The organism is Rathayibacter sp. SD072, from assembly GCF_017355185.1.
Lineage (GTDB): Bacteria > Actinomycetota > Actinomycetes > Actinomycetales > Microbacteriaceae > Rathayibacter.
On the sequence record NZ_JADILJ010000002.1, the window covers coordinates 1 to 13,962 of the forward strand.

Genomic DNA, 13,962 nt, shown 5'->3' on the forward strand with positions numbered 1-13,962 from the left:
GGGGAAGGAGCACCCGGCATGGACGCCGTGATGCAGTACGCGTGGATCCTCTGGCTCGCACTGATCCTGATCTTCGTGGTCGTCGAGACGATCACCCTCGAGTTCACCTTCCTGATGCTCGCCGTCGGAAGCGTCGGCGGCCTCGTGGCCGCGCTGGTCGGAGCACCCTTCTGGGTGCAGGTGCCGGTCGCGGCCGTCCTCGCCGTGCTGCTGCTGCTCACGGTCCGGCCTCCGCTGCTCCGCCTCCTCGCCCGCGGCGGCGACCCCGCGCCGACCGGCGCCGACGCCCTGCTGGGCCTCGGCGGCAGCGTGGTGGTCGCCGGGCCCGGGCCCGGTCAGGTGAAGCTCGTGAACGGCGAGACGTGGACAGCGCGACTGTCCCCCCTCGTCGAGGAGCGTCCACTGGGTGTCGGCGAACGCGTCGTCGTCACCGCCATCGACGGCGCGACCGCTGTCGTCGTCCCCGCCGAAAGGAGCCGCTCGTGAATCCCTCCGCCGCAGTGACACTGGTGATCGTCGCGGTCATCGTCGTCCTCGCACTCGTCGTCCTCTTCAAGGCGATCCGGATCGTCCCGCAGGCGACCGCCGGCGTGGTCGAACGGCTCGGCAAGTACCACCGCACCCTGCTCCCCGGTCTGAACCTCGTCATCCCGTTCATCGACCGGGTGCGTCCGTCGGTCGATCTGCGTGAGCAGGTCGTGTCTTTCCCGCCGCAGCCGGTGATCACCGAGGACAACCTGGTCGTCTCCATCGACACGGTCGTCTACTTCCAGGTGACCGACGCCCGTGCCGCCACCTACGAGATCGCGAACTACCTCGGCGCGGTCGAGCAGCTCACGACCACCACCCTGCGCAACGTCGTGGGCGGGCTGAACCTCGAGGAGGCGCTGACCTCCCGCGACAACATCAACGGCCAGCTGCGCATCGTCCTCGACGAGGCCACCGGCAAATGGGGCATCCGCGTCGGTCGCGTCGAGCTGAAGGCGATCGACCCGCCGCTCTCCATCCAGGACTCCATGGAGAAGCAGATGCGCGCCGAGCGCGATCGCCGCGCGGTGATCCTCACCGCGGAGGGCACGAAGCAGTCGCAGATCCTCAACGCGGAGGGGCACCGCCAGGCCGCGATCCTGGCCGCCGAGGGTGACGCCAAGGCCGCCGTCCTCCGCGCCGAGGGCGAGGCGAAGGCCATCACCACCGTGTTCGAGGCGATCCACCAGGGTCGGCCCGACAAGGAGCTGCTCGCCTACCAGTATCTGCAGACGCTGCCGAAGATCGCCGAGGGAACCGCGAACAAGCTCTGGATCGTGCCGAGCGAGCTCACCGAGGCGCTCAAGGGCATCGGCACCGCGTTCGGTCAGAACGCCCAGCGCGCGGACCGCCCGCAGGACAGCGAGGCCGCTCCCCCGGCCCCGGGCTTCTAGAGCGCGCACGTGATCGATCGACGGCCGCCGTTCCTCGAGGGACAGCGGCCGCGCGTCATCGCCCACCGCGGCTTCGGCCCCGACCGGATCGGCAACACGCTCGAGTCCTTCGAGCGCGCGATCGCCGCCGGGGCGGATCTGCTCGAGACGGATGTGCGCGCCACTGTCGACGGCATCGCCGTGCTCGTGCACGACGCGGAGGTCCTCGACGGCAGCGGCATCGTCCACCGGATCGCCGACGAGCGGTGGGAGGACCTGGCGCGCGTGGTCCTGCCGGGAGGAGAGCGCCTGGTGAGCCTCGAGGACGCGCTCCGACGACTACCGCAGGCCCGCTTCAACGTCGACGTGAAAGCGCGCGAGGCCGTCGTCCCGACGGCGGACGCCGTCGGTCGTCTCGCGGCCGCCGATCGCGTCCTGCTGACCTCGTTCTCGGAGCGGCGTCGCGCCGCCGCGGTGCGGCTGCTGCCGGGAGTCGCGACGTCGGCCTCGGCGCCCCGGTTCGTCGCGGCCCTCCTCGGTGCGCACCTGGGGGCGCCGCTCCCCGTGCGCCTCGCCCTCGCGGGCATCGACGCTCTGCAGGTCCCGGAGTCCGCCCTCGGGCTCCGCGTCGCCACTCCCCCGGTCCTCGCCCGTCTGCGCGCCTCCGGAGCCGAGATCCACCTGTGGACGATCAACGATCCGGAGCGGATGCGGCACCTCCTCGCCCTCGGCGTGGACGGCCTGGTCACCGACCGGACCGACCTCGCTCGCGCGGCCGTCGACTCCCTCCGCGGCCGGGAACCGGAACTACCCCGATGACCTGAAGGTTCTCTGGCAAAGGTCCGGACCGCAAGACCACCTCCAGGTACGCGGTCGACACTTGTCGGAGCACAGCGAGAGGAGACCACACAATGGCAGATCGAAGCTTGCGCGGAATGAGGTTGGGCTCTCAGAGCCTGCAGAGCGAGGAAGGCGTCGTCTTCTCACCGCGGTCGACGCACACCTATCACTGCACCAACTGCGGCCACGACACCGACATGGTGTTCTCGGCCGACGCCGAAGCGCCGGAGACCTGGGAGTGCCGCTCCTGCGGTCACGAGGCCACCCTCCTGGTGGACTCGAAGCCCGTCGTGGTGGATCGCGGAGAGCAGAAGGCTCCCCGCACCCACTGGGACATGCTGCTCGAGCGCCGGACCCGTGCGGAGCTGGAGGAGCTGCTCGAGGAGCGGCTCGCCTATCTCCGTGCCCGTCGAGGCGAGCACAAGATCGGCGCTTAGCGCCGACCTGCGTCCCGGGGTCGGGGATCGCGCGTCCGCAGGACGAACGAGACCAGACCCGCGAGACCTGCGGCGAGGAAGTACCAGCCCAGGTTCCGGGACCACACGAGAGCCGGGGTCGTGGTGGAGGCGAGGGGGACCTCGTCCACCATGGCACCCGGCTCGAACCATGTCAGGGAGTCGAGCGTCGAGCCGTCGGGCGCGATGATGGCGCTCGTTCCCACCGTCGAGATGTTGACCACGCTGCGGCCCGTCTCGATCGCCCGCAGCCGGGCGATGGCCAGTTGCTGCACGCTCTCGTCGGTGCGGCCGAAGTCGGCGTTGTTCGTCTGCGCGAGGATGATCTCGGCGTCGCCGTCGATCATGGCGTTGGTCAGGGCGTCGTCCGAGATGTCGAAGCAGATCGCGATGCCAGCGAGCACACCGTCGATGTCGAAGACGTTGGGCTTCGTGCCGATCGAGTAGTCGCGGCTCACCAGGTCGACGAGGTCGGGCGCGAACATCCGCCAGAACGCCCGATCGGGCATGTACTCGGCGAAGGGCACGGGGTGCACCTTGTCGTAGACCTGGGTCGCCCCCTCCCCCGCCTTCCAGAGCAGCGAGCTGTTGTAGAAGACGTCCTCCTCGGGATTCGTGATGGTCCCGACGATGAAGGGCGCGTCCATGGTGCGGCTGAGGTAGTCGAGCACGGCGGCGGACTGGGCGTTCCTGGTCGGGTCGATGTCGACCCCGTTCTCGGGCCAGACGACCATGTCGACGTCCTCGTCGAGGACCGGCAGGGTGGCCGAGGTGTGATCCTCCAGGATCTGCCCCCGATAGCTCGCCGAGAAGAGCCCGGCGTCGGAGTCGCCCTGGATCGCGGCGATCCGCGTCGTGCCGTCGGTCGGCGCCGGCCACGCCGGGAAGACGAGCGCCGCGATCGCGAAACCGGCCACCGTCGCGACCCGCGCGCTCGCGGGCACGGTGATCTCGCGCACCGCCTGCGCGAGCACGGCCGCGAGGAAGGCGACCACGAAGCTCAGCCCGGTGAAGCCCACCCACGCCGCGAGATCGGCGAGCGGACCCGTCGACTGCGAGAGCGCGAGCCGCCCCCAGGCGAAGCCGCCGTACGGCCAGACGCTCGTGATCGTCTCGCGTCCCGCCCAGAGAGCGGCCAGCAGGGCGGGGATGCCGACCATCCGCCCGAGCGGACCGGTCCAGACCCGGTGCCCGCGGGTCGAGAGCATCGCCATGAGCCCCGCCGACAGGGCGAAGAAGATCGCCTGAAGACCGGCGAGAGCGAGCCACGGGACCGGGCCGAGGTAGAGCGTCAGCCACTCTATGTGCACGCCCCAGAAGACGCCGCCGCCGACGAGGCCGACCAGGGCTCCGCTCCAGAAGCCCCGGCCGGCCAGGGCGAAGAGGATCGCCGCGGCACCGAGGATCGCGAGCGGCCAGAGGTCGGTGTCCGGGAAGCCCCGATCCAGGACCGCTCCCCCGAGTCCGGCGAGGATCACTGCCGGCCACAGCGGTGCCGTGCGCCCGAGGGGCGCGGGAGTCGCTGCGATCATGCGACCGTCGAGTAGGCGACGATGCCCCGGCGGACGGAGTCGAGCGCCGTGCGTGCGGCACGGCCCACCTTGCCGTCGGCGACGACCGAGAGCTGGTCGAGGAGGTCGATGGTCTGCTTGGCCCAGCGCACGAAGTCCCCGGCGGCCATGTCGGCCTCGCGCAGCACCGCGTCCAGCGGCATCCCCCTGGCCCACATGTTCATGGCGAGCGCGAGACTCGTCGAGATCGGGTTGCTGCCGGGCAGCCGGTGGTCGCGCTCGACGTCGTCGAGGTGCGCCCACAGCAGCTGCGTCTTCTCGAGCGCCTCGGGGAACCCGCCGCGCGGCAGGAACTTCTCGTTGAGCGTGCCCTCCTCGCGTCGCGGCTCGAAGACGAGGCAGCAGGCCATGGCGGCGAGCCCCGCGGGGTCGAGCTCCGTCCAGGCCTGCTTGCGGAGGCACTCGGCGACCAGGAGGTCCCGCTCGCCGTAGATCCGGCGCAGCGTCCGCCCGTTCGGAGTCAGCGAGAGCTCGCCGGCCTCGTCGCGGCGGAAGTACCCCAGCTCGAGGAGCACCTCGGTGATCCGGTCGAAGACCTTCGCGACGGCACCGGTCCGCGAGCGGATCTGACGCTCGATCTCGTCCGTCTCCCGGCGGAGCTTCCACCAGCGCTCGGCCCAGCGGGCGTGCTGCTCGCGATCGGAGCAGGCGTGGCACGGATGGGCCTTCATCCGGCGGCGCAGGGAGTTCAGCTGGCCCTGACGCTTCTCGCGCTCGGCGTGCGAGGCCGATTCACCGCGGACGGCGCCCCGACGCTCGAGCTCGCCGATCTCGCGGCGGATCGCCGCGTACTGCTCGAAGTCGCCGAGGTGGCACTGCATCGCGGTCACGTACCCCGCGAGCGACTCCTCCTGCTGTCGCACCCGGCGGGCGAGGTCGACGACGGAGCGGTCGGCCTGGAACTGCGCGAACGACGACTCGAGGATCTCGCGGGTGCGCGTGCGGCCGAACTGCTCGATCAGGTTGCAGGCCATGTTGTAGCTGGGACGGAAGCTCGAGTTGAGCGGGTAGGTGCGGCGGGAGGCGAGGGAGGCGACCGCCTGCGGGTTCATCCCGGCCCGCCACTGGATGACGGAGTGCCCCTCGACGTCGATCCCGCGGCGACCGGCGCGGCCGGTCAGCTGCGTGTACTCACCCGGAGTGATCGGGACGCGCGCCTCGCCGTTGAACTTCTCGAGCTTCTCGAGCACGACCGTGCGCGCCGGCATGTTGATGCCGAGGGCGAGCGTCTCGGTCGCGAAGACCACCCGGACGAGCTTGCGGAGGAAGAGCTCCTCCACGACCTCCTTGAACGCGGGCAGCATGCCCGCGTGGTGGGCGGCGACGCCGCGCTGCAGGCCGTCGAGCCACTCCCAGTACCCGAGCACCGCGAGGTCCTCGTCGCGGATGGTTCGGCACCGCTCCTCGACGATCGCGCGGATCTCATCGCGCTCGTGCCGCTCGGTGAGACGGACACCGGAGCGGAGGACCTGCCGGACCGCCTGGTCGCAGCCGGCCCGGCTGAAGACGAAGAAGATGGCCGGGAGCAGGTTCTTGCCCTCGAGGATCTCGACCACCTCGGAGCGCGGCACGAGCTCCTCGGCCGGGCGGGTGTCGGCGAACCGCCCGCGGCCGCGGCCGCGCGGGCCCCCGCGCCCGCCCCGCTCGACGCGGGAGCCGCCCTGGGCCATCCTCGCCAGCTCGGGGTTGACCCGGTTGGTCGCTGCACGCCCGGACGAGTCGAAGAGGTCGACCAGCTTGCCGCCGACGAGCACGTGCTGGTCGAGCGGCACGGGCCGCTCCTCCGACACGATGACCTCGGTCTCACCCCGCACGGTCTGCAGCCAGTCGCCGAACTCCTCCGCGTTCGAGACGGTGGCGCTCAGCGACACCAGCCGCACCCGCTGCGGGAGGTGGATGATGACCTCCTCCCATACCGCCCCGCGGAAGCGGTCGGCGAGGTAGTGCACCTCGTCCATGACGACGTAGGCGAGGTCGCGCAGCAGATCGGAATCGGCGTAGAGCATGTTGCGCAGCACCTCTGTCGTCATGACGACCACGCGGGCGCGCGCGTTGATGTTCGAGTCCCCCGTGAGGAGTCCGACCTCGGAGGCCCCGTAGTCCTCGACGAACTCCTGGAACTTCTGGTTGCTGAGCGCCTTCATCGGCGTCGTGTAGAAGACCTTCGCCGTCGGGTCCTGCATCGCGAGGTGGATCGCGAACTCCGCCACCGCGGTCTTGCCCGCGCCCGTGGGCGCCGCGACGAGCACGCTGCGCCCGTCGTCGAGCGCGCTGCACGCCTCGTACTGGAACGGATCGAGATCGAAGGCGAGGGTCGAGCGGAACGACTCGACCCTCGCGTGGCCCTGACGGGTGCGGAAGGCGGCGAAGCGCTCCGCGGGGGACTGCTCGCTCACGCGGGCAGGTCGGAGGCGGTGCCGTCGTAGACCGGGATGCGCTTCGCCGCGCGCCGGTCGTGGAGGATCGCGATCCCGCAGGCGAGGAAGAACAGGAAGATGATCGGGATGGCCAGGAGGAACATCGAGATCGGGTCGGCGGCCGGGGTCGCGATGGCGGTGAAGACCACGATGACCATGATGGCGATGCGCCACGACTTCAGGATCAGCATCCCGGGCAGGATCCCGAGGAAGTTCAGCAGCACCAGGAAGACCGGCAGCACGAAGGCGATGCCGACCATCAGGACGAGCTTGAGGACGAAGTCGTAGTAGTACTTCGCATCGATGAAGCTCGCGGCGTTGTCACCGGTGAACCCGGTGAGCAGCTCCACGATGTGCGGGAAGACCAACCAGCCCGCGGCGCAGCCCGCGAAGAAGAGCGGGATCGCGGTCAGGATGAACCCGAGGCCGTACCGCATCTCCTTCTTGGTGAGACCGGGCACGAGGAACGCCCAGATCTGATAGAGCCACACCGGGCTCGCGATGACGATGCCGACGGTCATGGCGATCTGCAGCCGCAGATCGAAGGCACCGGCGATGGTCGGGAAGTTGAGGATCGCCTCTTTGCCCTGGGAGGACGCCACCTCGAGGATGGGCGCCTTGAGGGATTCGAAGACCCACTCCGAGACGAACCATCCGGCGATGCAGCCGAGGACGATCGCGATTGCCGACTTGAAGAGCCTGTTGCGAAGCTCGATCAGGTGAGCCCCGAGTGACATGCGCCCCTCGGGATCCTTCCCCGCTCGCTTCGTCCGTGGCTTCTTCGCTGCCACGGAGGTCATTACTTGAGCGGTGACTCGGGCGGCGTGGTCGTGCCGGTGCCGGTGGTCGATCCGGAGGTGGTGCCGGTCGTCGACGCGGGACCCTCGGTGGAGTCGCGGCGCTCGGGGCCGTCCTCCTCCTTCATGGTCTTGACCTCGCTCTTGAAGATGCGCATCGACTGTCCGACGCTGCGCGCGAGCTGGGGAAGCTTGGGCGCACCGAAGAGCAGGAGGATCACAGCGAGGATGATGAGGAGGTGCCACCCCTGGAGGCCAGCGAACATTGCAGACTCACTTTGCTTGTCGGTTGCGGTGTACGAGGAGCTTACCCCGTTCGACCCTCGCGGACCGTCGATCCTCGGACCTGTCACGGCGGGAGTCGCGACGCGACTCGTGGGCCCTGCGCACCGCATCGCGGTCGGCGAAGAGGGAGGACGGCGGCCGCTGCACCTGCGGAGCACCGTCGTCCGGCTGGATCTCGTCGAGCTTCGCCGTGAGCTCCTCGAGCTGCCGGAGGAGGACCCTTCCCTTGCGCCAGTACGAGACGAGGAACAGCGCGAGCACCGTCAGGGCGCCGATCGCGAGCAGCGTCCAGATCAGGATCCAGGACCACCAGGTCATGACCCGGCCTCCCCGTTCGCCCGGAGCGCGGCGCGCGTCCACTGGGCCACGGCCTCCCGCGCCGCCGGCGGAGCGACGACGGTGACGAGGCCGGGCAGGGACGCGACGAGGCGCGTGAGCCCCTCGAGGTGCGCGACGCGGATCCGCACGAGCACCCCTCGCCCTGCCTCATCGGCGGGAACGGGCGGGAACTCGGCGTCGACGGCGTAGTCCCCCAGGAGCGCCACCGAGCTCGGCGCCACGCGCAGGTCGACGAGCAGATCGCTGTCCGACGCCTCGAAGAGCCTCTCGGGCAGCGTCACCTCGTGCCGACGGCGCACGATCGGCGCTCCTGTGTCGGTGAGCGAGCGCATCCGATCGACGCGGAAGGTCCTCACCCCTTCCCGGAGGTGGCACCAGCCGCGGAGGTACCAGTCCCGGTCGACCGACTCGAGGAGGAACGGATCGACGAGGCGCGACTCCGTCTCGCCCCGCGCGTTGCGGTAGTCGAACGCGAGCTGCGTGCCGGCCGCCACTGCGGCCCGGATCACCTCGAGCCCGGCGTCCGCGCCGGTGCCGCGCGCGACGGCGACGGCGCTCGGGGCCGATGACGCTCCGCGCGACAGCTTGCCCATCAGGGTGGCGATGCGGTCGTTGCCCTGGTTCTCGGGCAGCGCGGCGAGGTACTGCATCCCGGCGATCAGCGCGGCCGCCTCCCTCGCCGAGAAGCGCGGGGAGTCGTCGATGGCCACCTGCTGGGTGAGCTCGACGTGGTCGTTCTCCTCGAAGTCGTCCCAGCTGATGTCGAAGAGGTCGTTGGCCTGGTACTGGGACGTCTCGCCGGGGATGCCGGAGACGGCGATGAGGCGGACCGCCCGGCGGACCTCCTCCGGCGAGATGTCGAAGTGCTCGGCGACCTCCTCGACCGCGACGCGGCCGCGGTCGAGGAGGTAGGGGACGAGCGAGAGCAGGACCGCGAGCCGATCGCGGGCCTGGAGCGTGCGGGGCCTAGCCATCGTGGCTCCCTCCGGAGTCGGACGCGGACTCGTGATCGGACAGGGAGCGCCGGAGGCGCCGGACCACCGCATCGCGGAGTTCGACCGGTTCGAGGACGACGACCTCGGGTCCGTATCCCGCCAACTCGTCGGCGAGGATGTCGGCGTCGGTGTAGTGCAGGCGGAGCACGTGCTCCCCCTCCCCCGACGTCTCTGCTCGGCGGCCGAGGCGCAGCGCCGCGTCGGAGTCGGCGGCGACCCGCAGGAGTGCGCTCGTGCGGCTCAGCACCTCGTCCAGCTGGGCGAGTGCCAGGACGGCCTGGTCCCCCTCCTCCGGCTCGAACGTCCGTCCGGTCGAGGAGACCGGTCCGACGATGCGCGCGAGCAGGAACGTGCGGGTCCCCTCGGCGCTCTCATCCCAGGCGTGTAGGTGCCAGCGACCCTGGTGGTTGACCAGCGCCCGCGGCCGGACGGTGCGGAGCCGCGGTTCGGCGCCGCCCGGCTTGAGGTAGGGGAACCGGACGACCTGGTTGCGGTCGAGCGCTGTGCTCAGCGGTTCGAACGATGCCTCGCGCACCCGGATCGAGGGGCTGATGCCGATGACCGGGTCCACGGACTCGACGCCGATGGAGCGCAGCTTGATCAGCGCGCGACGGGACTCGGCCGACAGGGTCCCCTCGCGCCACACCGCACCGGCGAGGCGGAGCAGCGCGACCTCCTCCGGGTCGAACGCGATGTCGGCGGGGAGGTCGTAGCTGCGCTTGGCGATCCGGTAGCGCACGGTCTGGGTGTTCCCGGGGTCGCCCGGGGCGTCGACCGTCTCGATCGGGATCCCGAGCTCGCGGAGGTCGTCCTTGTCGCGCTCGAACTGGCGCTCGAGGGAGGACCGGTCCCCCCGGTCGGAGCGCTGGCGGTAGCCCTGCACGGTCGAGAGCACGTCCGACTTCGTCAGCCCGTTCTCGGCCGCCACGAGGGCGAGCACGAGGTTGAACAGACGCTCCTCGGCCGGGATGCGGCTCGAGGGAGAGGCGTCGGCGGGCACGCCCTCCAGTCTAGGGCGCGGCCGACTCAGGCGATCCCGAGCACGTCGGCGACGAAGACCAGCGTCGAGCCGGCGGGGATCGTCGACTGCTCGGTGTCGCCGTAGCCCTGCTCGGGCGGGATGACCGCGATGACCTGCGAGCCGACGGGCTGGCCGATGAGCGCGTCGGCGAAGCCGGGGATCACGCCGCCCTGCGCGGTCGATCCGTCGGCCGCGGTGAAGACGACGGGCGCGCCCTTCTCCCAGCTCGAGTCGAACGACTCGCCGGTGCTCCAGAGCCAGCCGGTGTACGCGACGACGACCTGGTCGCCCTCCTCGACGACCTGCCCGTCGCCCTTCTTGAGCTGCGCGATCTCCAGCTCGGTCGGAGCGTCGCCCGAGGGCTTGGCGAGTCCCGGGGTGCCGTTCTCGTCGAGGGTGACCGTCGGGAAGCCGTTGGGGGCGGGCTGCTGGTCGCCGTCCGCACGAGCGAGGGACGCGCTCTGCACGTCGGCCACCAGCACGAGCGTGTCGTCGGGCGCGATGCCGAGCTGCGCGGAGGACTCGCCGAAGCCGTCCTCCGGAGCGATGGCGATCGCGACGCGGGAGCCGACCTGCGTGCAGAGGAGCCCGTCGTTCAGTCCGACGAGCCCGGAGCCGCCCACGGCGAAGCGCGCGGTGCTCTCGCCGTCGTAGGGCGAGGCCTCGAGGACGCTGCCGTCGGCGCCGTTGACGAGGGTGTAGTCGATCGTGACGAGCTGCCCCTTCTCGAGCGGGGCGCCCGTCCCCTCGATCAGGGTGCTGACCTGCGACGTGGTCGCCTTCAGCGGGCTGGGCACCGAGACCTCGGGCTGCGCACCGAAGTCGCCGCTGGCCTCGACCGCCGACGAGGAGTCCCCGGCGGTGAAGGGGGCGTCGCAGTCGGCGGTCGGCGAGGACGCGGAGCATCCCGCGAGGGCGACGACGATGCCGATGCTGGCGATGAGCGCGGTGGTGCGGCGCACGGGTCCTCTATTCGACGGGGTGGAGCGGAGCAGGAGGGGCCCGGCGGCGGGAGGACCGGGCAGCGGCCCGGAGGCCGCATCCATCTTAGACGATGCCCTCATCGCCCTCGGGGACCTCGTCGGACTCCTCGGCGCCGAAGCCGCGGGCGCGGGAGAGCTCGGCGCTGGTCGCCGACTCGCGCACGCGCTTGCGCAGGCTCTTGGGGCTCACGGCGCGCTCGCCGAGGGCGCCGGGCGTCCACGCCTCGACGTCCTCGTCGCTGAAGTCCGTCTTCGACGGACGGCGCTTGAGCTCGGGCAGCACGGTGTCCGGGGCGAGCCGGCGCGCGGTGATGAGGAAGCCGGTGTGCCCGATCATCCGGTGATCCGGGCGGACGGCCAGGCCCTCGACGTGCCAGCCGCGGACCATCGTCTCGTTCGACGACGGGTTGGTGAACAGCCCGGAGGCGCGGATCGCCTCCGCGACACGGGAGAGCTGCGTGACGGTCGCGACGTAGCAGAGCAGGACGCCGCCCGGGGTGAGCGCGTCGGCGGCGACGTCGAGGCACTCCCAGGGGGCGAGCATGTCGAGGACGACGCGGTCGGCCTCTCCCGGCGCGACCGCTCCGGGCAGTTCGTCGACGAGATCGCCGACGGTGACGCTCCAGTTGTCCGGGGTGTACCCGAGGAACGTCTCGACGTTCGCGCGGGCGACATCGGCGAACTCGTCGCGGCGCTCGAAGGACGACAAGCGCCCCGTCGGGCCGACCGCGCGCAGCAGCCACAGGGAGAGGGCGCCGGAGCCCACCCCCGCCTCGACGACGCGGGCTCCCGGGAACACGTCCGCCAGAGCGAGGATCTGCGCAGCGTCCTTCGGGTAGACGATCGCCGCGCCCCGGGGCATCGACATCACGAAGTCGGCGAGCAGCGGCCGCAGCGCGAGGTGCTCGACACCGACGGTGTTCACCACCACCGATCCGTCGGGGAGGCCGATGATCGTGTCGTGCTCGATGCCGCCCCGGTGCGTGTGGAAGACCTTGCCCGGGATCAGCGTGATGGTGTTCATCCGCCCCTTGGGGCCGGTCAGCTGGACGCGGTCGCCCGCGCGGAAGGGTCCGGAATGCTGCAGTGCCTCACCGGTCATCGGAGGGCCTCCGTCTCGGTCGTGCGCGGCCGGTCGCCGCGGTGCTCGGAGGACACCAGCGCGAGGTCCGCGAGAGTGCGGCCCGCGAGGGTGGGCCAGAGGGCGTAGGGGGCGCGCGCGTCGAGCTCGAGCTGGTGCGGGACGCCGATCGCGGCGGCGCCCGAGGCGACGGCGGCGGCGAGTCCGGCATGGGAGTCCTCGATGGCGACGCACTCGCCCACCTCGACTCCCAGAGTGCTCGCGGCGAGGAGGTACGCCTCGGGGTCGGGCTTGCTGCGCTGGACCATGTCCCCGCTGACGATCGTGGCGAAGGCGGGGAACGGCAGGCGGTCGACGACGGCGCGCGCCATGCGCCCGATCGACATGGTGACCAGCGCCTGCGGGACACCGGCCTCCCGGACGGCCGAGAGCAGCTCCAGGGCGCCGGGACGCCACGGGATCTCGACGGCGAGCTGCGCGACGACCTCGTCGGTCATGCGGTCGATGATCGCGTCGACGCTCAGATCGACGCCCTTGCCCTGCAGGATCCGCGCGGAGGCGGGGAGTCCGGAGCCGACGAGGCTCATCGCGTCCTCGTGGGTCCAGACGCCGCCGAACGACTCGACGAGCGCGTGCTCGGAGGCCATCCAGTAGGGCTCGGTGTCGACGAGGGTGCCGTCCATGTCCCAGAGGACGGCGGCCGGCGCCTCGGGGACGGCGTGCGCCCGGGGGGCGGAGGTGTCGGAAGTCACGAGCGACCATCGTACCGGCAGGCCCGGGAGCGGGCCCCGTACGCGGACAGCGGAAAGCGTCTGGCCCGCGCAGCCCCGGGTGGGCCGGGTCCTATCCTTGTGCAACGGGTGCCCGCGGACCGCGGGGAACCGGACCTCGAGCCGAACGCGGAGATCGTGCCTATGAACGTGATCAAGGGAAACGTCCTCGTCGTGGCCTTCGAAGGCTGGAACGACGCGGGAGACGCCGCGAGCGGAGCCGTCCGGCTCGTCAAGGACGACGGCGACTACGTGCCCCTGTTCGCGGTCGACGCCGAGCAGTACTACGACTTCCAGTACACCCGTCCGATGCTCTCGATCGGCGAGGACGGACGACGCACCCTCGCGTGGCCCGGCACGCAGATCTTCGGACCCGCCGACACCTCGGTCGACGCCGAGAGCGCCCTCTACGTGATGATCGGCACCGAGCCGTCGCGGAGCTGGAAGAGCTTCGCCGCGGAGGTGGTCGACGCCATGCTCGCGATCGACATCTCCTCCGTCGTGTTCCTCGGCGCGATGCTCGCCGACGTCCCGCACACCCGGCCGATCTCGATCTTCGCGTCGAGCGAGAACGCCGAGCTGCGCTCCGAGCTCGATCTGGAGCGCTCGAGCTACGAGGGTCCGGTGGGGATCCTCAGCGTGATCGGCGAGGCCGCGCAGAAGGTCGGCATCCCCGCCGTCTCGATCTGGGCATCCGTTCCGCACTACGTGCACAACGCCCCCTCTCCCAAGGCGATGCTGGCGCTGCTGGAGAAGCTCGAGGAGGTCGTGGGCCTGGTGATCCCCCGCGGCGACCTGGTCGAGGATGCCGAGGAGTGGGAGCGCGGGATCGACGCTCTCGCGAACGACGACGAGGAGATGGCCGCCTACATCGCGCAGCTCGAGCAGGCGCGCGACACCGTCGACTCCCCCGAGGCGAGCGGCGAGGCCATCGCGCAGGAGTTCGAGCGCTACCTGCGCCGCCGAGGCGACGGGCGCTCCGGCGAGGAGCCCTGGCGCCCGTGACCC

15 protein-coding genes are annotated in these 13,962 nt (G+C 71.0%); 5 read left to right on the forward strand and 10 right to left on the reverse strand.

The window, feature by feature from the left end; genetic code table 11:
- Nucleotides 1–30: 30 nt before the first annotated feature.
- From IOC53_RS01095 to IOC53_RS01110, 4 genes are all read left to right on the forward strand, one after another.
- Nucleotides 31–486: an NfeD family protein gene (locus IOC53_RS01095; protein ID WP_307786025.1), complete on the forward strand. Its 456-nt coding sequence runs from the start codon at nucleotides 31–33 to the stop codon at nucleotides 484–486.
- A complete protein-coding gene (locus tag IOC53_RS01100) occupies nucleotides 483–1,421 on the forward strand; it encodes an SPFH domain-containing protein (RefSeq protein WP_207402554.1) in 939 nt (312 codons plus the stop codon). The genes IOC53_RS01095 and IOC53_RS01100 overlap by 4 nt, the downstream gene beginning before the upstream one ends.
- Before the next feature lie 9 nt (nucleotides 1,422–1,430).
- Nucleotides 1,431–2,219: a glycerophosphodiester phosphodiesterase family protein gene (locus IOC53_RS01105; protein ID WP_207402555.1), complete on the forward strand. Its 789-nt coding sequence runs from the start codon at nucleotides 1,431–1,433 to the stop codon at nucleotides 2,217–2,219.
- Between the two features lie 92 nt (nucleotides 2,220–2,311).
- Nucleotides 2,312–2,677, forward strand: a complete 366-nt coding sequence (locus tag IOC53_RS01110; RefSeq protein WP_207402556.1) for an RNA polymerase-binding protein RbpA — start codon at nucleotides 2,312–2,314, stop codon at nucleotides 2,675–2,677.
- Here the strand turns inward: IOC53_RS01110 and lnt are convergent.
- The 10 genes from lnt to IOC53_RS01160 form a co-directional block, all read right to left on the reverse strand.
- Nucleotides 2,674–4,227: an apolipoprotein N-acyltransferase gene (lnt, locus tag IOC53_RS01115; RefSeq protein ID WP_207402557.1), complete on the reverse strand. Its 1,554-nt coding sequence runs from the start codon at nucleotides 4,225–4,227 to the stop codon at nucleotides 2,674–2,676. The two genes, IOC53_RS01110 and lnt, sit on opposite strands and share 4 nt — an antisense overlap.
- The gene (locus IOC53_RS01120) at nucleotides 4,224–6,662 is read right to left on the reverse strand and encodes an RNA helicase (RefSeq protein ID WP_207402558.1); all 2,439 of its coding nucleotides are present in this window, start codon (nucleotides 6,660–6,662) and stop codon (nucleotides 4,224–4,226) included. Before IOC53_RS01120 ends, lnt begins: the two co-directional genes overlap by 4 nt.
- Nucleotides 6,659–7,420 (reverse strand): twin-arginine translocase subunit TatC, encoded by a 762-nt coding sequence (gene tatC / locus IOC53_RS01125; RefSeq protein WP_207402559.1) that lies wholly within the window; start codon nucleotides 7,418–7,420, stop codon nucleotides 6,659–6,661. The genes IOC53_RS01120 and tatC overlap by 4 nt, the downstream gene beginning before the upstream one ends.
- A gap of 62 nt (nucleotides 7,421–7,482) precedes the next feature.
- Nucleotides 7,483–7,746 (reverse strand): Sec-independent protein translocase subunit TatA, encoded by a 264-nt coding sequence (gene tatA / locus IOC53_RS01130; protein ID WP_207402560.1) that lies wholly within the window; start codon nucleotides 7,744–7,746, stop codon nucleotides 7,483–7,485.
- Nucleotides 7,747–7,753: 7 nt separating this feature from the next.
- A complete protein-coding gene (locus tag IOC53_RS01135) occupies nucleotides 7,754–8,083 on the reverse strand; it encodes a hypothetical protein (RefSeq protein ID WP_207402561.1) in 330 nt (109 codons plus the stop codon).
- Nucleotides 8,080–9,078: a YafY family protein gene (locus IOC53_RS01140; protein WP_207402562.1), complete on the reverse strand. Its 999-nt coding sequence runs from the start codon at nucleotides 9,076–9,078 to the stop codon at nucleotides 8,080–8,082. Before IOC53_RS01140 ends, IOC53_RS01135 begins: the two co-directional genes overlap by 4 nt.
- Nucleotides 9,071–10,099 carry a YafY family protein gene (locus tag IOC53_RS01145; protein ID WP_207402563.1) on the reverse strand — a complete coding sequence of 343 codons (1,029 nt, stop codon included), beginning with the start codon at nucleotides 10,097–10,099 and terminating at the stop codon, nucleotides 9,071–9,073. The genes IOC53_RS01140 and IOC53_RS01145 overlap by 8 nt, the downstream gene beginning before the upstream one ends.
- 26 nt (nucleotides 10,100–10,125) lie before the next feature.
- Entirely contained in the window at nucleotides 10,126–11,082 is a 957-nt protein-coding gene (locus IOC53_RS01150) for an FKBP-type peptidyl-prolyl cis-trans isomerase (RefSeq protein WP_207402564.1), read from the reverse strand.
- Nucleotides 11,083–11,167: 85 nt separating this feature from the next.
- A complete protein-coding gene (locus IOC53_RS01155; protein WP_207402565.1) occupies nucleotides 11,168–12,205 on the reverse strand; it encodes a tRNA (adenine-N1)-methyltransferase in 1,038 nt (345 codons plus the stop codon).
- Nucleotides 12,202–12,936, reverse strand: coding sequence for an HAD family phosphatase (locus IOC53_RS01160; protein WP_307786016.1), 735 nt, complete (start codon nucleotides 12,934–12,936; stop codon nucleotides 12,202–12,204). Before IOC53_RS01160 ends, IOC53_RS01155 begins: the two co-directional genes overlap by 4 nt.
- A 162-nt stretch (nucleotides 12,937–13,098) precedes the next feature.
- Here IOC53_RS01160 and IOC53_RS01165 point away from each other — a divergent pair, with 162 nt between their 5' ends.
- Nucleotides 13,099–13,959, forward strand: a complete 861-nt coding sequence (locus IOC53_RS01165; protein WP_207402675.1) for a proteasome assembly chaperone family protein — start codon at nucleotides 13,099–13,101, stop codon at nucleotides 13,957–13,959.
- The last annotated feature ends 3 nt before the right edge of the window (nucleotides 13,960–13,962 follow it).